27 protein-coding genes are annotated in these 23245 nt (G+C 70.6%); 14 read left to right on the forward strand and 13 right to left on the reverse strand.

Going from position 1 to position 23245, the window contains the following annotated elements:
* Window positions 1-2: 2 nt before the first annotated feature.
* Window positions 3-710 carry a DUF2306 domain-containing protein gene (locus tag ATL45_RS32315; RefSeq protein WP_246025680.1) on the forward strand — a complete coding sequence of 236 codons (708 nt, stop codon included), beginning with the start codon at window positions 3-5 and terminating at the stop codon, window positions 708-710.
* Between the two features lie 50 nt (window positions 711-760).
* Here ATL45_RS32315 and ATL45_RS32320 read toward each other — a convergent pair whose 3' ends face one another.
* Complete coding sequence (locus ATL45_RS32320; protein WP_093145952.1) at window positions 761-1927, reverse strand: macrolide family glycosyltransferase; 1167 nt, start codon at window positions 1925-1927, stop codon at window positions 761-763.
* A gap of 192 nt (window positions 1928-2119) precedes the next feature.
* Entirely contained in the window at window positions 2120-2851 is a 732-nt protein-coding gene (gene map, locus ATL45_RS32325) for a type I methionyl aminopeptidase (protein WP_093145951.1), read from the reverse strand.
* 54 nt (window positions 2852-2905) lie between these two features.
* Here map and ATL45_RS32330 point away from each other — a divergent pair, with 54 nt between their 5' ends.
* Window positions 2906-3184, forward strand: a complete 279-nt coding sequence (locus tag ATL45_RS32330; protein ID WP_093145950.1) for a helix-turn-helix domain-containing protein — start codon at window positions 2906-2908, stop codon at window positions 3182-3184.
* Window positions 3185-3218: 34 nt separating this feature from the next.
* On the opposite strand, the gene ATL45_RS40080 is transcribed toward ATL45_RS32330, so the two are convergent.
* A complete protein-coding gene (locus ATL45_RS40080; RefSeq protein WP_256258124.1) occupies window positions 3219-3344 on the reverse strand; it encodes an N-acetyltransferase in 126 nt (41 codons plus the stop codon).
* Between the two features lie 6 nt (window positions 3345-3350).
* On the opposite strand from ATL45_RS40080, the gene ATL45_RS32335 reads away from it, so the two are divergent.
* Window positions 3351-3521, forward strand: a complete 171-nt coding sequence (locus ATL45_RS32335) for a zinc-binding dehydrogenase (RefSeq protein ID WP_246025681.1) — start codon at window positions 3351-3353, stop codon at window positions 3519-3521.
* Between the two features lie 22 nt (window positions 3522-3543).
* Here the strand turns inward: ATL45_RS32335 and ATL45_RS32340 are convergent, their stop codons facing one another.
* From ATL45_RS32340 to ATL45_RS32350, 3 genes are all read right to left on the reverse strand, one after another.
* Entirely contained in the window at window positions 3544-4497 is a 954-nt protein-coding gene (locus ATL45_RS32340; RefSeq protein WP_093147201.1) for an alpha/beta fold hydrolase, read from the reverse strand.
* Between the two features lie 78 nt (window positions 4498-4575).
* Window positions 4576-5154, reverse strand: a complete 579-nt coding sequence (locus ATL45_RS32345; RefSeq protein ID WP_093145949.1) for a TetR/AcrR family transcriptional regulator — start codon at window positions 5152-5154, stop codon at window positions 4576-4578.
* 48 nt (window positions 5155-5202) lie between these two features.
* Window positions 5203-5838 (reverse strand): TetR/AcrR family transcriptional regulator, encoded by a 636-nt coding sequence (locus ATL45_RS32350; protein ID WP_093145948.1) that lies wholly within the window; start codon window positions 5836-5838, stop codon window positions 5203-5205.
* 121 nt (window positions 5839-5959) lie between these two features.
* Here ATL45_RS32350 and ATL45_RS32355 point away from each other — a divergent pair, with 121 nt between their 5' ends.
* From ATL45_RS32355 to ATL45_RS32370, 4 genes are all read left to right on the forward strand, one after another.
* The gene (locus tag ATL45_RS32355; protein WP_093145947.1) at window positions 5960-7504 is read left to right on the forward strand and encodes an FAD-dependent monooxygenase; all 1545 of its coding nucleotides are present in this window, start codon (window positions 5960-5962) and stop codon (window positions 7502-7504) included.
* Between the two features lie 50 nt (window positions 7505-7554).
* Window positions 7555-8007 carry a pyridoxamine 5'-phosphate oxidase family protein gene (locus ATL45_RS32360; protein ID WP_246025682.1) on the forward strand — a complete coding sequence of 151 codons (453 nt, stop codon included), beginning with the start codon at window positions 7555-7557 and terminating at the stop codon, window positions 8005-8007.
* A gap of 298 nt (window positions 8008-8305) precedes the next feature.
* On the forward strand, window positions 8306-8827 hold the full coding sequence (locus ATL45_RS32365; protein WP_093145946.1) for a hypothetical protein: 522 nt from the start codon (window positions 8306-8308) through the stop codon (window positions 8825-8827).
* Window positions 8821-9606 (forward strand): hypothetical protein, encoded by a 786-nt coding sequence (locus ATL45_RS32370; RefSeq protein WP_093147198.1) that lies wholly within the window; start codon window positions 8821-8823, stop codon window positions 9604-9606. Before ATL45_RS32365 ends, ATL45_RS32370 begins: the two co-directional genes overlap by 7 nt.
* Window positions 9607-9608: 2 nt before the next feature.
* On the opposite strand, the gene ATL45_RS32375 is transcribed toward ATL45_RS32370, so the two are convergent.
* Window positions 9609-10283 (reverse strand): histidine phosphatase family protein, encoded by a 675-nt coding sequence (locus tag ATL45_RS32375; protein ID WP_093145945.1) that lies wholly within the window; start codon window positions 10281-10283, stop codon window positions 9609-9611.
* A 257-nt stretch (window positions 10284-10540) separates the two neighbouring features.
* A complete protein-coding gene (locus tag ATL45_RS32380; protein WP_093147196.1) occupies window positions 10541-11371 on the reverse strand; it encodes an undecaprenyl-diphosphate phosphatase in 831 nt (276 codons plus the stop codon).
* 253 nt (window positions 11372-11624) lie between these two features.
* Here ATL45_RS32380 and ATL45_RS32385 point away from each other — a divergent pair, with 253 nt between their 5' ends.
* From ATL45_RS32385 to ATL45_RS32395, 3 genes are all read left to right on the forward strand, one after another.
* Entirely contained in the window at window positions 11625-12590 is a 966-nt protein-coding gene (locus ATL45_RS32385; RefSeq protein WP_093145944.1) for an aldo/keto reductase, read from the forward strand.
* An 80-nt stretch (window positions 12591-12670) separates the two neighbouring features.
* Window positions 12671-13651, forward strand: a complete 981-nt coding sequence (locus tag ATL45_RS32390) for a hypothetical protein (protein WP_093145943.1) — start codon at window positions 12671-12673, stop codon at window positions 13649-13651.
* On the forward strand, window positions 13648-13866 hold the full coding sequence (locus tag ATL45_RS32395) for a DUF5703 family protein (protein WP_093145942.1): 219 nt from the start codon (window positions 13648-13650) through the stop codon (window positions 13864-13866). The genes ATL45_RS32390 and ATL45_RS32395 overlap by 4 nt, the downstream gene beginning before the upstream one ends.
* 6 nt (window positions 13867-13872) lie before the next feature.
* Here the strand turns inward: ATL45_RS32395 and lplAB are convergent, their stop codons facing one another.
* Window positions 13873-14922 (reverse strand): lipoate-protein ligase LplAB, encoded by a 1050-nt coding sequence (gene lplAB / locus ATL45_RS32400; RefSeq protein ID WP_093145941.1) that lies wholly within the window; start codon window positions 14920-14922, stop codon window positions 13873-13875.
* Window positions 14923-15002: 80 nt separating this feature from the next.
* Between lplAB and ATL45_RS32405 the strand changes: the two genes are divergently transcribed.
* From ATL45_RS32405 to ATL45_RS32415, 4 genes are all read left to right on the forward strand, one after another.
* The gene (locus ATL45_RS32405) at window positions 15003-16559 is read left to right on the forward strand and encodes an N-acyl-D-amino-acid deacylase family protein (RefSeq protein ID WP_093145940.1); all 1557 of its coding nucleotides are present in this window, start codon (window positions 15003-15005) and stop codon (window positions 16557-16559) included.
* A 213-nt stretch (window positions 16560-16772) separates the two neighbouring features.
* Window positions 16773-16919: a hypothetical protein gene (locus tag ATL45_RS39110; RefSeq protein WP_170210410.1), complete on the forward strand. Its 147-nt coding sequence runs from the start codon at window positions 16773-16775 to the stop codon at window positions 16917-16919.
* 239 nt (window positions 16920-17158) lie between these two features.
* Entirely contained in the window at window positions 17159-17884 is a 726-nt protein-coding gene (locus ATL45_RS32410; RefSeq protein WP_093145939.1) for a dienelactone hydrolase family protein, read from the forward strand.
* A 110-nt stretch (window positions 17885-17994) separates the two neighbouring features.
* The gene (locus ATL45_RS32415; protein WP_093145938.1) at window positions 17995-18471 is read left to right on the forward strand and encodes a DUF6194 family protein; all 477 of its coding nucleotides are present in this window, start codon (window positions 17995-17997) and stop codon (window positions 18469-18471) included.
* 44 nt (window positions 18472-18515) lie between these two features.
* Here ATL45_RS32415 and ATL45_RS32420 read toward each other — a convergent pair whose 3' ends face one another.
* The 4 genes from ATL45_RS32420 to ATL45_RS32435 all read right to left on the reverse strand — a co-directional run bounded on the left by ATL45_RS32420 (window position 18516) and on the right by ATL45_RS32435 (window position 23207).
* Complete coding sequence (locus tag ATL45_RS32420) at window positions 18516-19532, reverse strand: alpha/beta fold hydrolase (RefSeq protein WP_093145937.1); 1017 nt, start codon at window positions 19530-19532, stop codon at window positions 18516-18518.
* Window positions 19533-19646: 114 nt separating this feature from the next.
* The gene (locus ATL45_RS32425; RefSeq protein ID WP_093145936.1) at window positions 19647-21809 is read right to left on the reverse strand and encodes a xanthine dehydrogenase family protein molybdopterin-binding subunit; all 2163 of its coding nucleotides are present in this window, start codon (window positions 21807-21809) and stop codon (window positions 19647-19649) included.
* Window positions 21806-22768 (reverse strand): FAD binding domain-containing protein, encoded by a 963-nt coding sequence (locus ATL45_RS32430; RefSeq protein ID WP_093145935.1) that lies wholly within the window; start codon window positions 22766-22768, stop codon window positions 21806-21808. The genes ATL45_RS32425 and ATL45_RS32430 overlap by 4 nt, the downstream gene beginning before the upstream one ends.
* On the reverse strand, window positions 22755-23207 hold the full coding sequence (locus tag ATL45_RS32435) for a (2Fe-2S)-binding protein (RefSeq protein WP_093145934.1): 453 nt from the start codon (window positions 23205-23207) through the stop codon (window positions 22755-22757). Before ATL45_RS32435 ends, ATL45_RS32430 begins: the two co-directional genes overlap by 14 nt.
* Window positions 23208-23245: the final 38 nt, after the last annotated feature.

Raw genomic sequence — 23245 nt, forward strand, 5'->3', positions numbered from 1 at the left:
GGGTGAGCACGGTGGTGCAGCGGCCGGAGGTGGAGCGGCCGCCGGTGCGGTGGTGGCGGCGACCGTGGGTGGGGCCGCTGGCGTTGGTGGCGGTGATGTTCGTGGTCTACTCGCTGCCGCCGTACCTGTCGCTGGATCCCGCGCTCTCGCGGGTGCCGGTGTCCGAGGGGATGGAGGTGCACTACCCGCTGCTGGTGGGGCACGTGCTGTTCGGGACGGTCGCGATCCTGAGCTGCTGCTTCCAGGTGTGGCCCGCGTTCCGGGCGCGTTACCCGCGGGCGCACCGGCTGATCGGGCGGGCCTACGTCTTCGCCGGGGTGCTGCCCGCGGCGGTGCTGGCGGTGGCGGTGGCGGTGTTCGCGCCGTTCGGCCCGGTGGCGGTGGCCAGCAACCTGACGCTGGCCACGGTGTGGTTCGGCTGCACCGTGGCGGGCTGGCGGGCGGGGCGGGCCCGCCGCTTCGGCGACCACCGCAAGTGGATGCTCCGCTCGTTCGTGCTGACGATCTCGACGATGACCAACCGGGTGTGGTCGCCGTTGTGGGCGATCCTGCTGGCGCCGCAGCTGCCGACGACCTACGGCGGCAACATGACCTACTTCATCTCGACCATCGCGGGATTGTCGACGTGGCTGGGCTGGGTGGTTCCGCTGCTGGTGTGCCAGTGGTGGCTGGACCGCCGCCCGCGGCGGGCTCGCGGCGCGACGCGGTGAACGGTGGTGTCGCCGACGCACCAGGGGGTCGCCGGCGACACCACCGCGGTTCAGGCCAGGTGGTTCTCCAGCGCCTCGGCACCGGCGGCCGCACCGCCGCTGGAGCGCACGATCCGGCGCATGTTCTCCAGGTTGGCGCGGATGCTCTCATCGGCGGCGACGTCCTCGACGGCGGCGCGCAGCACCTCGGCGGTGACGGCCTCCGGGTCCAGGTGGCGGCCGAGGCCGAGTTCCTGCACGCGGGCGGCGTTGATGGCCTGCTCGGGCATCTGCGGCACGGCCACCAGCGGGACCGCGGCGTGCAGCGATTCCATGGTGGAGTTCATGCCGGTGTGGGAGACGAAGGCGCTGGCGTGGCGCAGCACCGCCGGCTGCGGGAAGCTCGCGCGCACCTCGACGTTGTCCGGCACCGGCCCGATCTCACCGGCCTCGACGTCGTGGCCGATGGACATCGCGACCTGCCAGCGGCTGTCGCCGAAGGCGCTCAGGCACATCCGGTAGAAGTCGGGCCGGTCGTTGAAGGCGGTACCCAGTGCGATGTAGAGCAGCGGGGCGTGCGGGTCGCGGGGCTGCCAGGGCTGCTGGTCACGCTCGCCCAGCAGCGGGCCGATGAAGCGGTACCGCTCGTCGAAGGTCTCGCCCGCCAGCTGGAATTCGCGCGGCAGGAACACCAGGTTCAGATCGCCGGATTGCGCCTGGAACGGCAGCACCGGCCGCACACCGAGTTCACCGGCGACCTGCCCGATCCGGTTGGTCATCTCGGTGAAGAGCTCGGCGGGGAATTCCTCACCGGGTGGTGCGGCCTCCAGAATCGAGAAGTGCTCGTTGGAGGCCATGCTGGGCATCAGCACGATCGCGGGAACGCCGAGTTCCTCGGCGATCATGCGCCCGTGGGGGGTCATCATGTCGGTGCAGATCGCATCCGGCGGGTCGGCGGCGAATCGCTGCCGCAGCACCGGGATGCTGGCGCGCAGGTCCTCGCAGAAGAAGTCCAGCAACACCCCCATGCGTTCGCTGAGCGACCCGCGGCCCGGTTTGGGCAGTTCGGTGGGGAGTTCGACGAGTTCGGCACCCGCGGATTTCGCGGCGGGCGCCATGCCGTGGCCCACGGCGTAGCTGACCCGGTGGCCGCGGCGCAGCAGTTCGGCCACCAGCGGCAGGGTCGGGTTGACGTGCCCGGCGGCGGGCATGCTGACGAAAGCGATGTGCTTTTTCATGATTCCTCGGGGGCAATTCCTGCGATGGCGTGATCGGTAATTCCCAGTATCCGGATGCGCACGCTGCGTCGCATGTGGGATTGATCATCGTGCGGCGGCGGGGAAAGGACCTTCGGCGGATTGACGCGAGAGCCCAAGGTCCCGGCAGGAATCCGTTTTCTGGTGGCGTGGGGGAATTGCGCAGGATGCCGATCAGTGCGCGGTGAGGATTCGCGGGCCGTCGGCGGTGATGGCGATGGTGTGCCCGGTGTGGGCGGCGCGGCTGCCGTCGGCGGTGCGCACCACCGGGCCGTCGCTTCGGGTGCCGTCGTCGCCGCCTGCCAGCAGCACCGGTTCGATGCTCAGCACCAGCCCCGGGCGCAGCGGGACACCTTTGCCCGGGTGGCCGTCGTTGGGCACTGGTGGCGCTTCGCGCCGGTCGCGGCCCACGCCTGCGCCGCCGAGCCCGGCGGGAATGCCGTATCCGGCGCTGCGGCCGAGCACGCCGATGGCGCGGGAGACATCGCCGAGGCGTGCTCCGGGCCGGGCGGCGGCGATGCCGTCGGCCAGGGATTGCTCGGCGGCGCGCACCAGAGCGGCATCCTCGGGCTGGGACCGGCCGACGCTGAAGGTGATCGCGGCGGCGCCGACCCAGCCGTGCAGGCTCGCGGCGCAGTCGATGCTGATCAGGTCGCCGTCGGCCAGGCGGGTGCGATCGGGGATGCCGTGGGCGATGGTGTCGTTGACCGAGGTGCAGATCGCACCCGCCGCGGTGCGGCACGGCCGGGCTCCGGCGTCGGTGATGGTGGTGCGGGCGAGCTCGTCGAGTTCGCGCAGCGCGATCCCGGGCCGGGCGTGGGCGCGCACGGCCCGCAGGGTGCGGGCGACGATGCGCCCGGTTTCGCCCAGGGCGTCGATCTCGGTGGCGGTCTTCAGCTCGATCACGTGCTGCTCCAGCAGAACTGGCCCAATAACTATACCGATACTAGTATCGCGGTCATGGTGCGTGAACCTCTCACCGAGCACGAGCTGCGCCGGGGCGAACTGCTGGGCCAGGCCCTGCGGGAGGCGCGCGGCCAGCGCAGCATGGTCGAGGTCGCCGCGGCCGCGGGCATCTCCACCGAGACGCTGCGCAAGATCGAGAAGGGCCGGATCCCGACCCCGGCGTTCTTCACCGTCGCGGCCCTGGCCGACGCGGTGGGCCTGTCGCTGGACGAACTGCGCCGCACCATCCTCACCGGCCAGACTCCCCCGCAACGACCACGAATCTCCGCCTGACCGGCCCCGGACGTGCTGGCTGGACACACCTCGTTCAAGGGCGCTGCCACTGCTCGAGCTGCCACCAGTAGCCAGCGTCGTCGTGCAGCGAGGGCTGCCCGCCTTCGCTTTCGTACAGCGCTTTCGCCGCGGTGTTGTCCTCATCGGTGAACAGCCACATTCTCCGGTGGCCTTCCTCGACCGCAGCGGTCTGGAGCGCGTCGCCGAGCTGATGGTCGCCGGGCGGCTCGATCCCCACATCACGGCGACCTACCCGTTGGCGCGGGCGGGACATGCACTGGCACTCGTGGAGTCCCGCCACGCGCCGGGCAAGCTCGTCACCGGCATGAGGCTCTGATCCCGGCGGAGCCGGTTCGCGCTCAGGCGGTCGGTGTTTCCGGCCGGGTCGTGCGGTGGGGGCCGGTGAAGAACTCCGTCAGCCGGGCGATCAGGAATTCCGGGTTTTCTTCGGGGATGTAGTGCCCGCTGCCGGGCACGGCGACGACGCGCACATCGGTGCCTTTGTCGGCCATCTGTTCGCGCAGCGCCGGGTAGCTGTCCTCGCCGGCGAGGGTCAGGATCGGTGTGGTCACCGGTGGGTAGGTGGCCAGGTCCGCGACGTCCTGGCGCATGCTCTGGTACCAGCCGTTGCCCGCGCGGATGGCCTGCGGCGAGTCGTAGGCGTGGGCGTAGATGCGGCGGGCCTGCTCGTCGACCGATGCCTGGTCGTGGAGCATGTGGCCGTAGAGCCAGTCGATCAGCAGCCGGAACCGCCCGTCGAGCAGTTGTTCCGGGAGTTCGCGCAGCTGGTTGAGGGCGAACCACCACGGGTAGCCGCCGCGGCCTTCGGTGAGCGCGGCGGCTTGCTCGTCGCTGGCCGGGAGCATCGGGATGGCCAGCCACGAGGCGTCCGGTACGCCCAGGTCCAGGGTGACCAGCCGGCGCACGGCGTGCGGGAAGCCGGCGGTCAGGTGGTAGGCCACCGCGGCGCCGATGTCGTGCCCGGCCACGAAGGCCGACTGGTGGCCGAGGTGGCCGATCAGCGCGTGGATGTCGGCGGCCATGGTCTTCTTGTCGTAGCCGGTCTCGGGTTTGGCCGATCCGCCCATGCCGCGCAGGTCGACGGCGATCACGTGGAAGCGGCGTGCGAGCTCGGGCATGATCTTGCGGAACTGCCACCAGGTCTGCGGCCATCCGCCGAGCAGGACGAGGGGGTCACCGGTGCCTCCGCTGACGTAGTGCAGGCGGGTTCCGTTGACCTGGGCGTGGTCGCTGGTGAAGTCGCCGTCGAGCGTGGCGGCCAGTTCGGCGTCGGTGGGAACAGCGGAAACCATGATCAAAGCGTCCTTTAGTTGAATGATCGGTCCAGAAAATGGGCGTGGGTGTCCCCGAGGGGGTAGAAGCGGGGCGGTTCAGTCGAGCAGTGCCAGGGCTTGCTCGACGGTGTCGTCGATCAGGCGCTGGCGCAGCGAGGTCTTGCCGACCACCCGGATGCCTTGCAGCACTGTCACCAGGAAGCGCGCCAGCGCCGCCGGGTCGCGCTCGGCCGGCAGTTCGCCTTCGCTCCTCGCCCGCATCAGTGCGGTCGTGAGAGCGGTTTCCACGGCTTCCAGTTCCGATGCCACCAGGCGCGCGGCGTCGGTGTCGCCGGGCAGCTCGACCGCGGTGTTGGTCACCAGGCAGCCTTTGCGGTGCTCGTCGGCCACCGCTGTGCGCGCGTACCAGCGCACCAGGGCGCGCACCGCCTCGAGCGAGGAGCCCGGCGCGGACAGCTGGTCGAGCAGGCCCGTGCGGGCGTCATCGGCATAGCGCTCGACCGCGGCCAGGAACAGGTCGCGCTTGCCGCCGAACGCGCCGTAGATGCTGCCGCGCCCCAGGCCCAGGTGGTCGACGAGGTCCTGCATCGAGGTCGCCTCGTAGCCCTGGCGCCAGAACAGCTCCATCGCCGTGCGCAGTGCCGCGTCGGGATCGAACTCCTTCACCCTGCCCATGCCGCAACCCTACGCATATTGGACCGATCATTCAAGAACGGGTGTGGCTCATCGGTGCCGGCGGTGTTGTTCTTCTGCGGCCTCGAGTGCGGGTGCGAGCACCTCGAGCGCGGCGCGGAGCAGGTCCGGGAGTGAACCGGTGGGGATGACGAGGCCGCCGGTGGTGGGTGCTGGTTGCAGCCATCGCCTCAGGGTGGTGCGGACCGCGGCGGCGATGCCTGCCGCGAGCACACCGGCGGTGGCCGGGTCGGTGTCGCCGAGGCGGTGGGCGATGGCAGTGGCGAGGGGTTCTTCGATGGCGGTGGCGGCGTGCAGGAATGCCTCGCGCAGGGCGGGACTGGTGGTGATCAGCGCCATGGCGTCGTGGGCGGTGTCGGTGCCGGTGTACTGCTGCACGATCGAGTCGGTGACGGCTTCGGCGAGGCCGACGTCGTCGGGCCGGGCGGTCACCGCGGCGGCCACTCGCGTGTGCCGTTCGGCGGTGATGGCGGCGACGATGGCCTGCTCGCGGCTGGAGAAGTAGTTGTTGTAGGTCCTGGGTGAGACTCCGGCGGCCTCGGCGATGTCGTCGACGCGGACGTTGTCGGGCCCGCGCTCCAGCGCCAGCCGCAGTGCCGCTTCGCGCAGTGCTTGCTTGGTGGCCTGCTTCTTCTGCTCGCGCAGACCTGTCCGCCGTGTGCTCACCGCCCCACTCTCCCAGCTTCGCTGCGTCCACGCAAACTTGCGCGCACGCACTTTTTGTGTCTAGGTTCGAGACGGCGGACGCGCGCTGGGCCCGTCCGCGGTGAACGTGAGGAGAACGCTGGTGACCACCGATGTCGTCATCGTCGGCGGCGGCCCCAACGGGCTGATGCTGGCCTGCGAGCTGAGCCTGGCCGGGATCCGGCCCGTCGTGCTGGAACGCCTGCCCGAACCCGACGACGAACCCAAGGCCAACGGGCTGCTCGGCCAGGTCGTGCGGCTGCTCGACCACCGGGGACTGCACGAGCGCCTCAGCGGCGACACCCGGCCGCCACGACCGAACTCCGCCTACTTCACCTTCGGCGGGCTGGGTCTGGACCTGAGCCTGCTGGAGCTCAGCCCGGTCCACACCGTGGCGGTCCCCCAGCGGCGGATCGTGCAGGTCCTGGCCGAACGCGCCGCGGAGCTCGGGGTGCAGGTGCGCCGCGGTCACGAACTCCTCGGCTTCTCCCAGGACCAGGACGCGGTCACCGCCGAGGTCGCCGGCCCGGAGGGCACCTACCGGCTGCGGGCCCGCTACCTCGTCGGCGCCGACGGGGCGCACAGCCGCACCCGCAAGCTGGCCGGAATCGCCTTCCCAGGACTGACCTACGACCGCATGACGGTGCGCTCGGCGCACGCCGATGTCCCGACGGACTGGATCGACCCGGCGACCGGCGCGCTGCGGGTGCCCGGTTTCGGCGCGGTGGCGCCGTTCCTGCCGCACCGCACCGAAACCGGCGGATTCTCCTACGCCCCACTGCCCGGCCAGCCGCCGCTGATCAGCACCACCGAGTGGGACCAGCCCGCCACCGACGCCCCGATGAGCCTGGATGAGCTGCGGGCCAGCATCGGCCGCGTGCTGGGCACCGACGTGCCGCTGGGCCCTCCCGGCGGCACCGGCCCGCACGTGCTGCGGCGGCTCAGCGGCGGCAACACCCGGGTGGCCGAGCGATTCGGCGACGGCCGGGTGCTGCTCATCGGCGACGCCGCGCACGTCTACTCCGCCACCGGCGGCGGGCCCGGGCTCAACCTCGGCCTGCAGGACGCGGCCAACCTGGGCTGGAAGCTGGCCGCCGAGATCCGCGGCAGCGCCCCGCCCGGCCTGCTGGCCACCTACCAGACCGAGCGGCGGGCCGCCGCCGAGCGCATGGTGCTCAACGCGCAGGCGCAAGCGGCCCTGATCGCCCCCGGCAGCGACGTCACCGGCCTGCGCGCGGTGGTGGCCGAACTGCTCGGCGACCGCGACACCGTGCGGCGCCTGGCTGAGCTGATCACCGGTACCGACATCGCCTACGACATGGGCGATCCGGCCGCGCACCCGCTGACCGGCCGGTTCACACCGGAGCTGGACCTGCACACCGAGGCCGGACCAGTCCGGCTGGCGGAGCTGACCAGGACCGCGCGGCCGCTGCTGCTGGACCTGACCGGCAACGGCTCACTGGCCGGGATCACCGCCGAGTGGAGCGATCACCTCGACGTCGTCACCGCCCGCCCCCAGCCGGGAGCGCCCGCCGCGCTGCTGCTGCGCCCGGACTGCTACGTCGCCTGGGCCGCAGACCACCCGGACACCCCGGCCCTGGAAGCGCTGCGCACGGCACTGCGGCGCTGGCTGCCGACCACTGGCTGAGGTCCGCGGCAGGTTGACCTCCAGTGCGGTGGAGGTTTCATGCTGGGCCGATGAAGACCGACATGCAGCGCAGGTCTGAGCCGGACTTCGACGTGGAGGGCTTCCTGGCGCGGCCGCTGACCGCGCGGGAGGCCACCAACGGCCCGACCGTGCGACCGACGTGGTTCCTCTGGGAGCAGCGGGCGTTCTGGATCATCACCGGCACCTGGGCGAAGCTGCCGGGCCGGGTGCGGGCAGATCCCGCGATCGCCCTGGTCGTCGACGAGTGCGATCGCGCCACGGGCGTGGTCCGGCAGGTCACCGCCCGCGGCGAGGCCGACATCGTGCCCTTCGACGCGCCGCGCGGCCGGCGCAAGCTCTCCCGCTATCTCGGCACCGACGAGACGCGGTGGGATCCGCGGTTCCGCCGCATCGTCCACGACGATCCCGCCGACAGCGGAGCGGTCTGGCTGCGGGTGAGCCCGGCCACCCTGACCGCCAGGGACCTCAGCTTTTCGGCCTGAGCACGGCCCAGCCATAACACCGCCTTAAGCACCGATGAAGCGCGACTCCCCTGTGGACCGTCCACAAAGGATGATCACGGACCGTGTCCGCGCGTGCTTTCCCGGTGCGCGACAGGGCTTTCCACGCGGGCGAGGTGCAGATCACATTCGGCTCCTGGTGCTGTCGTGCGCACCGGAAACAGGTCGACGCGTGGTGTCGCGGTTTGCCCGCTGGACACGGATTCGTGACGAATTCGCTACGATTCGCCTCGCCGGTCGGGGAAAACACGGCACCAACGCGACAAGGAGTGCACTTCCGTTGCCTGCCCAGACCCCCGCCCCGCTGCGCCGCTGGTGGTGGCGCACCCCGGTGGCCGCCAGGCTGCTGCCCGCCGCCGCGCTGCTGGCCGCCACCGCCACCGCCGGTATCAACGCCCTGCCGAGCTCGGCGAGCCCCGAACCCGCCCAGCCCCCGCCCCGGGCCGCAGCTCCCCCACCCCCCGCACCACCCATCCCGACCACCACGGCGGCCCCCACCACCAGCACGCAGCCGGCCACGCCCACGACGACCACCCGCCGCACCCCGGCAACGACCACAACCCCGACCAGCACCCGGCGCACCAGCCCACCGCCGAGCCCCCGCCCCGAACCCGCCGAGCAACCGGCGACGAGCCCCGCCCCGACGACCACCAGCACCGATCCCGACGAGGACTGGGTACCGGTGGTCACCCAGAACGAACGCTGCTCCGAAGAAGGCGACATCGCCCGCACCCCCAGCGGCGCGGCCGCCAGCTGCGAACGCGACGCCGACGGCGAGCTGAGGTGGACCACCCGATGGTGAACTCCGGAACCGACCGCACCCCCACCAGCGCCCTGCACATCCTCGAAAACGGGCCCCACGCACCGCAATGCCCCCACGGCCACGGCCCGCTGACCGCCGCACCCGACGAGCGAGCACCCACCGGCGTCGCGCTGAGCTGCCCCGTCTGCGGACACCGCCGCGACACCGAGGTGACGATGCTGCGCACCCTGCTCAACCCCGGCACCGCCCGCTTCGACGCACCCCTGCGCACCGACCCCGCACCCGTCGAGGTGACCACGGAGATCGCCGCGATCAGCGACGCCCGCGAACCGCTGGCCAAGACCGCCCCGGAAACCACCCGCGACACCGACCAGTTCGACTTCCCCGACGAACCGCCACCACCACCGCGCGGACAGCGACCCGACGGCACCATCCGCACCACCGGCTGGCTGCAACTGGGCCGCCACCCCATCAGCTCCGGACTGTGGGCCGCACTGGCCGGCGCCGCCCCCGGACTCGCCCTCACCGACCTCGCACCATGGCTGCCCATCGCACTGCCCGCGCTGACCTGCACCGCCTGGTACGCCACCACCCGCTGGCTGCGCCCGGCCTCAACAGCGATCAACCGCGAACGCGTCCGCGCCGACGAACTGCTGCCCGGCGACCCCATCCGCATCTACGGCCCGATCGGACCCGTCGGCATCGTCGAACAGGTCACCCCCGGCAACAGCGACCGAGTCCTGGTGCGCTTCACCGGCGGCACCCAACGCCTCCTGCCCGCCGACGCACCCTGCCACGTCGTGCACCTGCGCGCCTGACCTCACGCCCCGCCGGTCGACCCGCCCACCACCGCATCCGAGGCATCAGCGGACTTCGGCGGCACCAGCGCCGAAACATCCCCACCGGTGTCGTTGACCTTCACCACGAACGGCCGCGTCCGGGTGTAGCGCACCACGCTCACCGAACACGGATCGACCACGATCCGCTGGAAGGCATCCAGGTGCATGCCCAGCGCATCGGCCAGCACCGCCTTGATCACATCGCCGTGCGTGCACGCCAGCCACACCTCATCGTCGGCCAGCCGCCGGTCCCACGCCCGCACCGCGGCCACCGCCCGCGCCTGCACCTGCGCCAAGCCCTCACCGTCGGGGAACACCGCCGCCGACGGGTGCTGCTGCACCACCCGCCACAACGGCTCCTCGGTCAGCTCGCTGATCTTGCGGCCCGTCCACTGCCCGTAATCCACCTCGACCAGATCCGGCTCCACCACCGGCGAGAGCTCCCGCTGCGCCACCAGGCCGGCCACGGTCTCCTGACACCGCTGCAACGGCGAGACCACCACCTCCCGCAACGGCACCCCCGCCAACCGCCCCACCAGACCCGCGGCCTGACCCGCCCCGGTCTCGTCCAAACCCACACCGGCCGACCGGCCCGCCAGAATCCCCGAACCGTTGGCCGCCGAACGCGCATGCCGCAACAAGATGAGAGTCGCCACGCCCGCCGAGGGTAGTAGCCCGCTGAAAAGAAACGCGGCCCGCGCCCACCGGCACGGACCGCGCTCCCCTCGAATTCCACATCTTTGCTGGTGGCCGCAGCCGCGACACCCAGCGTGCTCGGGCCGCGAGTTCTCAGGCCTCGCCCGGCGAGGACAACCCGTTCGCCGTGTATCGGTCATACATCAGAACGAGCTCCCGCAGTCCAGACGGCGCCTGAGGTTCCGCTACCCGCAAAACGAGCCGGGACGGCCCAGACTCACGGCTGCATGACACCGAAGCCCAGCAGCGCGAACACCAGCAGACCCAACGCGATCCGGTACCACACGAACAGGTACACGCTGTGGCGCTCCACGAACCGCAGCAGCCACGCGATCACCGCATACCCGACGACACCGGCCACCACCGTGGCCACCACCATCTGCGCCACCGACGGCTGCAACCCCTGCGCACTGGGCTCGAACACGTGCGGGATCTCCGACAGCCCCGCCGCGAACACCGCCGGAATCGCCAGCAGGAACGAGAACCGCACCGCCGTCGGCCGGTCCAGACCCAGCGTCAGACCCGCCGTGATCGTCCCACCCGAACGCGACACACCCGGGATCAGCGCCAGCGACTGCGCGAAACCCATCACCACACCATCGCGCAACTGCAACCGCTCCTGATTGCGGCGCTGCTGCCCGAACCGCTCCGCCAGACCCATCAGCACACCGAACACGATCAGCATCGCACCGGTCACCCACAGGCTCCGGAACGTCGAACGGATGTAGTCCTGGAACAACAACCCCAGCACCCCGATCGGGATGCTGCCCACGATCACGTACCACGCCAACCGGTAATCCTGCGTCCGCCGCACCTCGGCGTTGAACAACCCGCGGAACCACACCGCCACCAACCGCACGATGTCCTTGGCGAAGTAGATCACCACCGCCAACTCGGTACCGATCTGCGTCACCGCGGTGAACGACGCACCCGCGTCGGCACCGAAGAACAACTCCGAGACGATCCGCAAATGCCCGGACGACGAGATCGGCAGGAACTCGGTCAGCCCCTGGACCACGGCCAGCACCATGGCCTGCAACCACGACAACGAAACCCACTCCAGCACAAGTCGGGATGAAACCGGCACACACCCCGGCGATGGGGCAGCCGGAAGACCGACCCAAATCTTGCAGCATCCCCCACACCACCCGACCCCCGCCCTACCCACACCCCATCACCCGGGCCAGCGACCAGCCGATCACCCACCGCAACAACCCGCCCTGTGATCCCCCACACCACCCACCAGACCCGCCGCCCCAACCTCACCAACACCCGCCCCCGCACCGAATACCCTCCCCACCGTGGAACACCGACAACTCGGCCGCAGCGGCCTCCGCGTCTCCCGACTCGCCCTCGGCACCATGACCTGGGGACTCGACACCGACGCCGACCAAGCCGCCGAACAACTGTCGGCCTTCCACGACGCAGGCGGCACCCTCGTCGACACCGCCGACGTCTACCAGGACGGCCACGCCGAAACCATCCTCGGCCAACTCCTCACCCACCACATCCCACGCGACGAAATCGTCCTGGCCACCACCGCCGCCGCCCGCCGCAAACCCGGCCCCTTCGGCGGCGGCGCCTCCCGCGGCTCCCTGCTGTCCGCCCTCGACGACTCACTGCGCCGCCTGGGCACCGACCACATCGACCTCTGGCAACTCCACGCCTGGGACCCCGCCGTCCCCCTCGACGAAACCCTCGCCGCCCTCGACACCGCCACCACCACCGGCCGCGTCCGCTACGCCGGCACCGCCAACTACGCCGGATGGCAACTGGCCACCGCCGCCACCCACCAACGCGCCCACCCCACCCGCACCCCCCTCATCTCCACCCAGCACGAATACTCCCTGCTCGACCGCAGCACCGAACGCGAAGTCATCCCCGCCGCCACCCACCACGGCATCGGCCTGCTCGCCTGGGCACCACTCGGCCGCGGCGTCCTCACCGGCAAATACCGCAACTCCACCCCCGCCGACTCCCGCGGCGCAGGCCCCCTGGCCAGCTACGTCGAACACCACCGCACCGAACGCGCCACCCGCATCGTGCACGCCGTGCTCACCGCCGCCGAAGGACTCGGCACCCCACCCGCCCACGTCGCACTCGCCTGGGTCCGCGACCGCCCCGGCGTCACCGCCCCCGTCCTCGGCGCCCGCACCACCAGCCAGCTCAAAACCGCCCTCGCCGCCGAAGACCTCACCCTGCCCCCCGCCATCCGCGCCGCCCTCGACGACATCAGCGCACCCCAGGACATCCCACCCCAACCCTGACCGCACCACAGGCCATCAGGGATGCTGGAAGCAACAAAAACCCGCCACCCGCGGGCCCAGCACCACCAAGGAGGGCCTCGTTGCGCCGTCTGGTCATCACGTGCCTGATCGCCACCCTGCTCACCGGCTGCGCGACCGACAAACCCAACGACCCCCTCCAGGTCACCGACACCCTCACCGCCGCCACACCCGCCACCTCACCCCCGGCCACCACCGCACCGGCAGGCACCGTCCACCCCGCACCCCCCGTCCAGCACACCACCTACGACCCCACCACCCACACCCTCGTGCTGGCCAGCGGACCCACCCTCACCCTCACCAACACCACCACCGGCGCCCAGCAGACCACCACCCTGCCCAGCGCCCCGGCCGCCCTCACCACCCAGAACGGCCACCTCCTCGCCGCCCTGCCCGACAGCGACCAGCTCGCCCGCGTCGACCTGCGCACCGCCGAAGTCCGCACCACCACCGTGCCCGGCGGCCCCGTCCACGCCATCGACCTCGACACCGAGCGCACCGCCGTCGCCCTGCGCAACCCCGCCACCGTCACCATCCTCCGCAACGGCACCCCCACCGCCACCGCCGACAACCTCCAAGGACCCGCCCAGGTCCTCGCCGCCGGCCAGGACATCTACGTCCTCGACCGCCTCACCACCGCCATCACCCCCATCAACACCACCACCGGCGCCAAAGGCGCAGGCCTGCGCGCCGGCGACGGCGCCACCAACGCCGTCACCGACCGCTACCAGCGCATCCTCACCATCGACACCCGCGGCCAGGAACTCCTCGCCTTCAGCACCGACCCCCTGGTCATGAAACAGCGCTACCCCGTCCCCGGCACCCCCTACGGCCTCGCCTACGACCCCACCCGCGACCTAGCCTGGGTCACACTGACCGCGACCAACGAAATCGTCGGCTACGACATCGCCGGCGGCGAACCCACCGAACGCCACCGGCTGCCCACCATCACCCAACCCAACAGCGTCGCAGTCGACCCCCAGACCGGAACGCTCTACATCGCCTCCGCCAACGGCGCCGGATACCAGGTGGTGACACCATGACCCCACCCCCGGAAGGGAACGACCCCGACTGGGAATACCGACCACTGCGCCTGCCACCCGGCGTCACCCGCCTCAGCGCAGCCACCCAACTCAGCATCCACGCCGAGTTCTCCGGCTGGGAACTCTCCCGCGTCCTGCTCTACGCCGACGGCACCCGCAAGATCTGGCTCCGCCGCAAGCGCAGCACCCCAGGGATCCCCGAACTCCTCACCTGAGAGCACTCACGGCACCCGCATCAGCCACTCCCGAGTCGCGAACTTCGACTCCACCAACTCCCGCGCCCGCGCGCGCTCGGCATCGGTCACCGGACCCGCCACCAACCCGTACCGATCCCGGAACCCGGTGATCAACCGCTCGATCACCACCTCACGCGCCAGCCCCGTCTGCCGCGCCAGCGGATCCACCCGCTTCTTCGCGCTCGCGACCCCCTTGTCGGACAACTTCTCCTTGCCGACCCGCAACACCTCACCCATCTTGTCCGCATCGATGCTGTAGGACATCGTCACGTGGTGCAGCACCGCACCCGAGGCCAACCGCTTCTGCGCCGCCCCACCGATCTTGCCCGCATCCGAGGCGATGTCGTTCAACGGCTGGTACCACACGTTCAACCCCAGCTCCCGCAACACACCCAGCACCCAGTCGTCCAAGAACGCGTAGGACTCCGCGAAACTCATCCCCGCCACCAACGACACCGGCGCGTACACCGAGTACGTCACCGTGTTGCCCGGCTCCACGAACATCGCCCCACCACCGGTGATCCGCCGCACCACCTCGATCCCGTGCCGCCGCGCACCCTCCATGTCCACCTCGTTGCGCACCGACTGGAAACTGCCGATGATCACCGACGGCGCCGCCCACTCCCAGAACCGCAACGTCGGCGCCCGACGGCCCGCACCCACCTCCTCGGCCAGCACCTGGTCCAACGCCATGTGCATCAACGGCGTCTGCGGCCCGTCGTGCACCAGCAACCACTCGTGATCCGACCACCCCGACGCCTTCGACACCGCCCGCCGCACCGCCACCGCCACCGCCGCCGCGTCGAAGCCCACCAACCGCGCACCCTCCGGAAGTCCACTGCGGATCCGCGCGGCCAGCTCCTCCCCGTCCGCATCCACCGGCGCACCCGTCAGCGCACCGTTGATCGCCTCCAACGCCTCATCCGGCTCCAAGAAGAAATCACCGCTCACCCGCACCCCGGACAACCGGCCGCCCACCACGTCCAGATCGACCACGACCAGCTTCCCACCGGGAACCTTGTACTCACCGTGCACCGCACACCCCGCAACATCGACAACTACCACCGACAACATCGCACAACACCGGATATTCCACCGCACCCGGAGGCCACCGCATGACCCGAACCGAACTCCTGCTCACCGGGGCCCAGCTCGCCGACGGCACCGCGAACCCGCTGCGCCCCGCCGAAGTCCTCCTCCGCGACGACCGCATCGCCGCCGTCGAGAACCCCGGCACCCTCCCACCCGGCATCCCCCGCCGCGACCTCACCGGCCTCGTCCTCGCCCCTGGCTTCATCGACGTCCACTCCCACGCCGACAACGCACCCCTGCTCTCCACCCACGACACCACCAAGATCCACCAGGGCATCACCACCGAGATCGTCGGCAACTGCGGATTCAGCCTCGCCCCGCGCAGCCACGACCACCACGACACCCTCAGCACCTTCCTGCAACGCCTCTTCCCGCCCCTGGAGATCACCTGGACCGGCTTCCACGACCTGTTCGCCGCCACCGACGCCGCCGGCTACGTCACCAACTACTGCCCGCTGGTCGGCCACGGCACCCTCCGCATCGCCGCCACCGGCATGACCGACGCCGCACCCGACGACGACGCCCGCCGCACCATGCGCAACGCCCTCGACGAAGGCATGACCGCAGGCGCCTTCGGCCTCTCCAGCGGCCTGATCTACCCACCCGCCGTCTTCGCCGCCACCGACGAGCTCACCGATCTGGCCACCGTCCTCGGCGGCACCGGCCACTACGTCACGCACATGCGCAACGAGGGCGACGCACTGCTGGAATCCATCGGCGAAGCCCTGCGCATCGGCGCCGTCGCCGGCCGAACCCACATCTCCCACCTCAAGGTCACCGGCCCCCGCAACTGGGGCACCATGCGCCGCGCCCTCGACGAACTCGACCGCGCCCGCCACCGGGGCCAGCAGGTCCACCAGGACGTCTACCCCTACACCGCGTCCTCCACGATGCTCACCGCCGTGCTGCCCGCCCACTACCTCACCGGCAGCCCCGACGACATCCTCGCCCGCCTGACCAGCCCGGGAGGCCGCGACGAGCTCGCCACCACGATCAACGCCACCACCCGCTGGGACCGCATCCTCATCGCCACCACCGCCAGCCACCGCCACGAAGGCCGCACTCTCGCCGAGATCGCCGAGGCCACCGGAACCGAACCCGTCGACGCGCTCATCGAGGTCCTGGTCGCCGAACGCCTGCGCGCCGCGATGATCCACTTCAGCATGCACGAGGACGACCTCGAACTCGCCATGGCCGACCCGCACACCGCGATCGGCTCCGACGGCCTGCCACCCGGCACCGGCGGCAAACCGCACCCCCGCCTCACCGGCACCTTCCCCCGCGTCCTCGGCCGCTACACCCGCGACCGCCAAGTGCTCACCCTGCCCGACGCCGTGCACCGGATGACCTGGCTGCCCGCGCAGATCTTCGGCATCCCCGACCGCGGCCTGATCGCCCCGGGCAAGATCGCCGACCTCGTCGCCTTCGATCCCCGGACCGTCGAAGACCGCGGTGACTACGCCGACCCGATGCAGCAGCCCGCCGGCATCCCGTGGGTCTGCCAGCGCGGCCGCACCGTCGTCGAAGACGGCCGGTACCTCGGTCACCGCAACGGAATCCGCCTCACCCCGCGAACCTGATCGCCGTCGAGGCGATCTTTGGCCTATCAGCCTGAGGTGAGTTCGTGTTCGGTTTTTATTTCGATCAACACTGAAATCATAGAGATCAATATTGCTGCTGATCACCCCTGCTCGACCGGGCGATTCCGATCAGCGCCTCAGCGGGTCGCGATGCGATCTCCAATGCCGAGAAGCACTATCGGGCAATCACTTCCGCGCCGAAAGGAGCCGGTCATGACGCTCTCCGACCCCCGCACCGCTCAGCAGCGCTTCGACTCCTTCGCCCCGGACCACGACGAACTCCACCTCCCCACCCAGGACCGCACCGAGCCCGACCTGGACGACCTCGACGAAAGCCACCTGATCCGCGGCTACGACTGAGATTCCCGCACCGGGAAGCCCTCCACGCGGCGAGCGGCTCCGTGCCATCCGGCCACGGAGTCCCCGCGAAAAACCCATTGATGAATGGCGGGAGCCGCTGCTACTTTCCCGGAGGCCGTGCGAGAGAACGAGGAGGTGGTACCCGTGAACGCAACGACATGGGTGCTTCCCTCCGGGGTCACGGTCGGACGATAGGTCGTCCGGGAGCGCCTTCAAGAGCACTCCCGAAAGGCACGACCATGCGATTCACCTCCGAGCAGCGCCTCGACGACGGCGTCCTCGAACGCGAATTCACCCTTGGCGAGATCCCCGGCATCCTCTGGACACCCGCGTCCGCACCCGCCCCGCTGATCCTGCTCGGCCACCCCGGCGGACTGCCCCAGATGTACCCCCGGCTCGCGGCCCGGGCCCGCCAGTGCGCGGCGGAAGGCTTCGCCACGGCAACCATCGAACTCCCCGGAGGCGGTGACCGGCCCCGCTCCGCCACCGCAGAGCAGGCCCGCACCGACCTTCACCGGGCGCTGGAAGCCGGCCAACCAGTCGACGACGAGATCGTGGACCGGCTCGTCCTCCCGCTCGTCGAACAGGCTGTCCCGGAATGGCAGGCCGCCATCGACGCCCTCCTTCCGCTGCCCGAGATCGGCGGCCCCGTCGGGTGCTCGGGAGGAGTGATCTCCATCGGGATCCGGCTGGCGGTGGTCGAGCCGCGCATCTCGGCCGCCGTGCTGTTCGCCGGGAGCTTCGTGCCCCGCACCGTGTTCCAGGAGGCCCGGCAGGTCACCATCCCGCTGCACGTCCTGCTGCAGTGGGACGACGAGGGCAACGACCGGCAGTCGGCCCTGGACCTCTTCGACGCCTTCGGCTCGGCGGAGAAGACGCTGCACGCCAACATGGGCGGGCACACCGGCGTCCCGCAGTTCGCCGGGGAAGCCGCGGCCCAGTTCTTCACCCGGCACCTGAAGTGAGACCGGGCCCCAGCCAGCTCACCGGAACCCCGATTTGAAAGTTCTTTCCACGATCACCGGCCTCGCTCGGAAAAAGTCTCAAAAAGCACTTCAACGATAAAGTTGAAGGCATGAGCACTGGGCCGACCGAAGCCGACATCATCCAGCACACCAGCAGCCTGTCCGGCGTCGTAGCGGAAACGGCCGACGAAGCCAGCGGCGCCCCCGAGCTCGCCTGGGGCGACACCTTCTTCCACTACGACCCGGACGGCCGCGACCCCGCCGACCGACCGTTCCCGTTCGCCACCATCGTCACCAAGGACTACGGCACCTTCGACGCCGAATCCCACCTCGACCGCCCCGGCGTCTACCGCCTCAACATCAACGTCGGCCGCACCGAGTTCGAGCGGCTCATCGGCCACAGCCCCGCCGCGCACCCCGCCCACCACGACGAGTTCGACTACACCGCACTCGACGAAGTCCTCCCCCACCCCGTCTACGCGACCCAGTCCTGGATCTCGATCCTCAACCCCGGGCAGCGAACCGCAGACCAAGCCCTGGAGCTGATCACCCGGGCCCACGCCCGCGCCGCCCGCCGCCACCGCTGAAACACGCTGCGGCCGGCCACCACGGCCGGCCGCAGCTCACCCGGTCACACCTCCCGCGCCAACAACTCCCGAAGCGCCCGATCGATGAACGCCGTGTCCACCGGGTTCATCCCGGCACCCGCGAAATGCCCCCACGCACCGGGGATCACGCGCAACTCCGCCCCGGGGATCCGCGCGACCTCCCACTCGTTGTCCTCCGGCGGGAAGTACAGATCCTGCTGAGCGGGCACGATCACCGACGCCGCCCGGATCCCCGCCAGCGCCGACTCGATCCCCGACCACCCAGGAGTCGCCCCGAGATCGGCGTTCTGCCAGGTCCACAACATCGCCAGCAGGTTGTTCGCATCCCGCTTGAGGAACAACGACTCCCAGTACCCCACCAGGAAGTCCTCGAGGCTCCCGTAGTCCAGCGGAGCCGACCCGTAAGCCCGCTGCCGGTAGAACTCCTGGCTGAAGCCCCACCCCGCGTACACCCGGGCCATCGCCCGCAGCCCCGTCGTGGGCTGCGACTCGTACCAGCCGTTGCGCCACTCCGCATCAGCGGTCAGCGCCGCCTTCACACCCTCAAGGAAAACGATGTTGTGCACGCTGGTCTTCGCCGCACCGCAGAACGGCAGGATGCGCCGGACCACCTCCGGATAGCTCAACGCCCACTGGTAGGTCTGCCCCGCCCCCATCGACCACCCGGTCACCAGCTCCAGCCGCTCGATGCCGAACCGCTCGGTGATCAACCGGTGCTGCAACCGGACGTTGTCGTACATCGTCACGTGCGGGAACCGCGCCCGGTCGTGCGGCGCAGGCGTGTTGCTCGGCGACGACGACAGCCCGTTGCCCAGCATGTTCGGCACGATGATGAAGTACCGCGAGGGATCCAGCGCCATGCCCTCGCCGATCAGCCACTCGTTGTCGTAGTGCTGCCCCGAGTACCAGGTCGGGTACACGATCGCGTTGGACCTGTCCGCGTTGAGCTCGCCGTAGGTCTGGTACGCCAGCTTCGCGGCCCGCAACGTGGCACCGCCCTGCAACCGGACGTCCCCGAGTTCGAACACTTCGTAGTCCATCGCAACCCTCCGACCCGCGCGGTGTTCGGCGACGAGCCGCCGCCGTCCGCCAAGTCTGGGCCGGACCGGACGCGGGTACCACCGCCGGACAGCAGCGGCGGTACCCGCCGGACCTCACTGCACCAGCAGGTCCTCGATCGTGATCGGGATGTGGCGCACCCGCAGACCCGTGGCGTTGTAGACCGCGTTGGCCACCGCCGCCGCCACCCCGACCGTGCCGATCTCGCCCAGCCCCTTGGACCCGACCGCGTTGTGCAACGTGTCCGGGTACCGCACGAACTCCACATCCGCCTCCGGGATGTCGGCGTTCACCGGCACCAGGTACCCGGCCAGATCACCGTTGGCCGGCCGCCCGCTGCCCTCGAACTCCAGCGCCTCGTGCAACGCCGCCGACACACCCCAGATCATCCCGCCCAAGGCCTGGCTGCGCGCCGCCTTCTCGTTGATGATCCGGCCGCAGTCGAACACCCCGAGCATCCGCGACAACCGCGTCTCGCGCGTCCACTTGTGCACGCGCACCTCGCAGAACTGCGCCCCGAACGAGCTGAACGAGTGCTTCGTGAGCTCCTCCCCCGGTGCCGACGAACCGGTCGCCGAAACCGACTCGCGGTCCACCGCCCGCAGCACCTCGCCGAAGCTCATCGACCGGCCGTCCTCGGCCAGCACCCGACCGTCCTCGTAGGACAGCTCCGCTCCCGCCAACGGCCCGCCCGGCGCCGACGCCAAGGCCAGCAGCGCATCGATCACCTCGACCGCCGCGACCATCACCGCCGAACCCGCGCTCGCCGTAGCCGTCGAACCACCCGACATACCGCCCGAGGGGAACGCCGAATCACCCAACCGCGGCGTGATCCGCTCCACCGGAACAGCCAGCGACTCCGCACCCACCAGCGCGAGCACCGTCAGCAACCCGGTGCCCGGATCCGCACCGCTGGTCGAGATCACCACCGTCCCGTCCTCGCGCAAGGTGATCTCTACGGTCGCCGGGAACCGCAACGCCGGGAACATCGCCGTGGCCACTCCCATGCCCACCAGCCAGTCCCCGTCCTCACGACCGCGCGGCGAGCGCTGCGCCCACCCGAACCGCTGCGCACCGATCTGGAAGCACTCGTCGAGGTGCTTGCTCGACCACTGCAGGTCCTTGCCCGGCGGCGCGATCGAACTGTTCCGCCGGCGCAGCTCGATCGGATCCATGCCCAGCGCCACCGCCAGCTCGTCGATCGCGCTCTCCAGCGCGAACGACCCCGGTGCCTCGCCCGGCGCCCGCATGAACGTGGTCGGCGGAACGTTCAACGGCACGATCTTCTGGCTCAGCGCCAAGTTCTGCGTCGCGTACCACTCCCGCGACGTGCCGTGCGAAGTCGGCTCCACGAACGAGCGGTCCGCCGCCGTGGCGCACCACGAATCGTGCCGCACCGCGATCAACGTGCCGTCCTCGGCCGCACCGAGAGCGATCTTCTGCACCGTGGCCGCACGACCCGCCGTCGCGGTGAACACCTGCTCCCGCGTCAGCGCCGCCTTGACCGGCCGCCCCAGCGCCCTGGCCGCCGCGGCGGCGAGGAACGCCGGCGCCGAAGTGCGCGCCTTACCACCGAAAGCACCACCCACGAACGGGTTGAGCGCCCGCACCGACGCGCCATCGACGCCCAGCGCACTGGCCAGCTCCGCCGCCTGCAGGTCCGACCCCTGGTTCCCGCTGTACACGGTCAGCGCATCCGACTCCCACACCGCCACCGCCGAGTGCGGCTCCATCGCGGCGTGGTTCTGCGTCGCGGTGCGGTAGGTCTGCTCCACCACCACGCTGCTCGCCGCCAACGCCTCCTCGATGGACTCCACGCCCTCGGCCAGCACCGCGAGATCCTCGGTGCCCGGCGCCTCCTCGGCCGTGGCCAGCCCGTCCTCCAGCGACGTCACCGCAGGCCGCGCGCGGTAGCCGACCTCCACCAGCATCGCCGCATCCCGAGCCTGCTCGAACGTCTCGGCCACCACGAACCCGATCGGCTGGCCGTAGTAGGCCACCTCCCGGTCCTGCAGCGGAACCCAGGTCTCCCCGAACAGCGGGGACTGCGCCTTGCTCAACTCCAGCGGGTCGAACGGCGTGTACACCCCGAGAACGCCGGGAGCGCCCTTGGCCGCCGTGACGTCCATGGTCTCGATCTCGCCGTGCGCGATGGTGCTCAGCACGAGATACCCGTAGGCCATGCCCGGGAAGTTGTGATCGGCCCCGTACTTGGCCTGCCCGGTGACTTTCAGCGGGCCATCAAGCCGACTGGTCACAGCCTGCTCCCTTCGGTCAGTTCGAGCAGAGCGCGGACGACGGTCCGCTCCAGCAGCGGCACCTTGAAACCGTTCCCGGACAACGGCCGAGCGCCCTCAGCGGCCACCGACGCCGCGTCCACGAAGGACTCCTCAGCCACCGGCTTGCCGCGCAGCGCGTCCTCCACCGCGGGCAACCGCCACGGCACCGACGCCACACCGCCCACCGCGATCCGGGCATCGACGACGCGCGAGTCCCGCACGTCCAGCGCCACCGCGGCCGAGCACAACGCGAACTCGTAGGACTGCCGGTCCCGCACCTTGACGTAGGTCGACCGCGACGCCCAGTCCAGCTTCGGAACCACGACCTCGCTGATCAGCTCGCCAGGCCGCAACACCGTCTCCACCTCCGGCGTGTCCCCCGGCTGCCGGTAGAAATCGGCCAGCCGCACCGCGCGGCTCCCGTCGGCGCTGACCAGCCGCACCTCCGCATCGAGCGCGACCAGCGCCACCGCCAGATCGCTGGCGTGCGTCGCCACGCACGAATCGCTGGTGCCCAGCACGGCGTGCATCCGGTTCGCCCCCGACACCGCCGGACACCCGCTCCCGGGCTCCCGGCGGTTGCACGGCGTCGCGACATCGCGGAAGTACGAGCACCGCGTGCGCTGCATCAGGTTCCCCCCGATGCTGGCCATGTTGCGCAACTGCTGGGACGCGCTCAGCAGCAGCGCCCGGGAGATCACCGGCGGCACATCGGGGTGCGCCGCGACGTCGCTCATCCGCTCCAGCGCACCGATCCGCAGCCCATCCGCGGTGTCGATACCGCGCAGCGGCAGCTGGTTGATGTCCACGACCTGCTGCGGGGTCAGGACGTTGAGCTTCATCAGGTCGACGAGCGTGGTCCCGCCCGCCAGGAACGCGCCCGGTTCGGCCAGCGCGGCCTCGACCGTCGCGGGAGCAGTCAGATCAAAGGGACGCATCGGACCGCCTCGCCTGGTCGATCGCCGCGACGATGTTCGGGTAGGCCGAACAGCGGCAGAGGTTGCCGGACATGAACTCGCGGACGTCGTCGACGTCCTGCTCGACCGCCGCGACGGCCGACATGATCTGCCCCGAGGTGCAGAAGCCGCACTGCAGGGCGTCCTGGTCGACGAACGCCTGCTGGACCGGGTGCAGCCGGCCGTCCTCGGCCAGGCCTTCCACGGTGGTGACCGGCTGCTTGACGGTGGCCGCGAGGGTGAGGCACGAGAGCACGGGCCTGCCGCCGACGTGCACGGTGCACGCACCGCACTGCCCCCGGTCGCAGCCCTTCTTCGGGCCTGTCACGCCGAGCTGCTCGCGGAGCGCGTCCAGGAGCGTCACCCCGGGATCGACGCTGAGCTGCTCGGTCGTGCCGTTGATGTCGATGGAGATGTCCACTGGTTCCCTTTCCCGCGGACCGCCCGCAGGACGTCCGC

Origin of the sequence: Saccharopolyspora antimicrobica (assembly GCF_003635025.1) — a bacterium.
Classification (GTDB): domain Bacteria; phylum Actinomycetota; class Actinomycetes; order Mycobacteriales; family Pseudonocardiaceae; genus Saccharopolyspora; species Saccharopolyspora antimicrobica.

What these genes read in the sequence shown, in the direction of transcription:
- ATL45_RS32340 (WP_093147201.1), bottom strand. Translation starts at nt 4,497, where the DNA reads ATGGTTTCCGCTGTTCCCACCGACGCCGAACTGGCCGCCACGCTCGAC.
- ATL45_RS39110 (WP_170210410.1), top strand. Translation starts at nt 16,773, where the DNA reads ATGACGCTCTCCGACCCCCGCACCGCTCAGCAGCGCTTCGACTCCTTC.
- ATL45_RS40080 (WP_256258124.1), bottom strand. Translation starts at nt 3,344, where the DNA reads ATGTGGCTGTTCACCGATGAGGACAACACCGCGGCGAAAGCGCTGTAC.
- ATL45_RS32320 (WP_093145952.1), bottom strand. Translation starts at nt 1,927, where the DNA reads ATGAAAAAGCACATCGCTTTCGTCAGCATGCCCGCCGCCGGGCACGTC.
- ATL45_RS32410 (WP_093145939.1), top strand. Translation starts at nt 17,159, where the DNA reads ATGCGATTCACCTCCGAGCAGCGCCTCGACGACGGCGTCCTCGAACGC.
- ATL45_RS32415 (WP_093145938.1), top strand. Translation starts at nt 17,995, where the DNA reads ATGAGCACTGGGCCGACCGAAGCCGACATCATCCAGCACACCAGCAGC.
- ATL45_RS32395 (WP_093145942.1), top strand. Translation starts at nt 13,648, where the DNA reads ATGACCCCACCCCCGGAAGGGAACGACCCCGACTGGGAATACCGACCA.
- ATL45_RS32430 (WP_093145935.1), bottom strand. Translation starts at nt 22,768, where the DNA reads ATGCGTCCCTTTGATCTGACTGCTCCCGCGACGGTCGAGGCCGCGCTG.
- ATL45_RS32370 (WP_093147198.1), top strand. Translation starts at nt 8,821, where the DNA reads ATGGTGAACTCCGGAACCGACCGCACCCCCACCAGCGCCCTGCACATC.
- ATL45_RS32345 (WP_093145949.1), bottom strand. Translation starts at nt 5,154, where the DNA reads ATGGGCAGGGTGAAGGAGTTCGATCCCGACGCGGCACTGCGCACGGCG.
- ATL45_RS32405 (WP_093145940.1), top strand. Translation starts at nt 15,003, where the DNA reads ATGACCCGAACCGAACTCCTGCTCACCGGGGCCCAGCTCGCCGACGGC.
- ATL45_RS32330 (WP_093145950.1), top strand. Translation starts at nt 2,906, where the DNA reads ATGGTGCGTGAACCTCTCACCGAGCACGAGCTGCGCCGGGGCGAACTG.
- ATL45_RS32360 (WP_246025682.1), top strand. Translation starts at nt 7,555, where the DNA reads ATGAAGACCGACATGCAGCGCAGGTCTGAGCCGGACTTCGACGTGGAG.
- ATL45_RS32420 (WP_093145937.1), bottom strand. Translation starts at nt 19,532, where the DNA reads ATGGACTACGAAGTGTTCGAACTCGGGGACGTCCGGTTGCAGGGCGGT.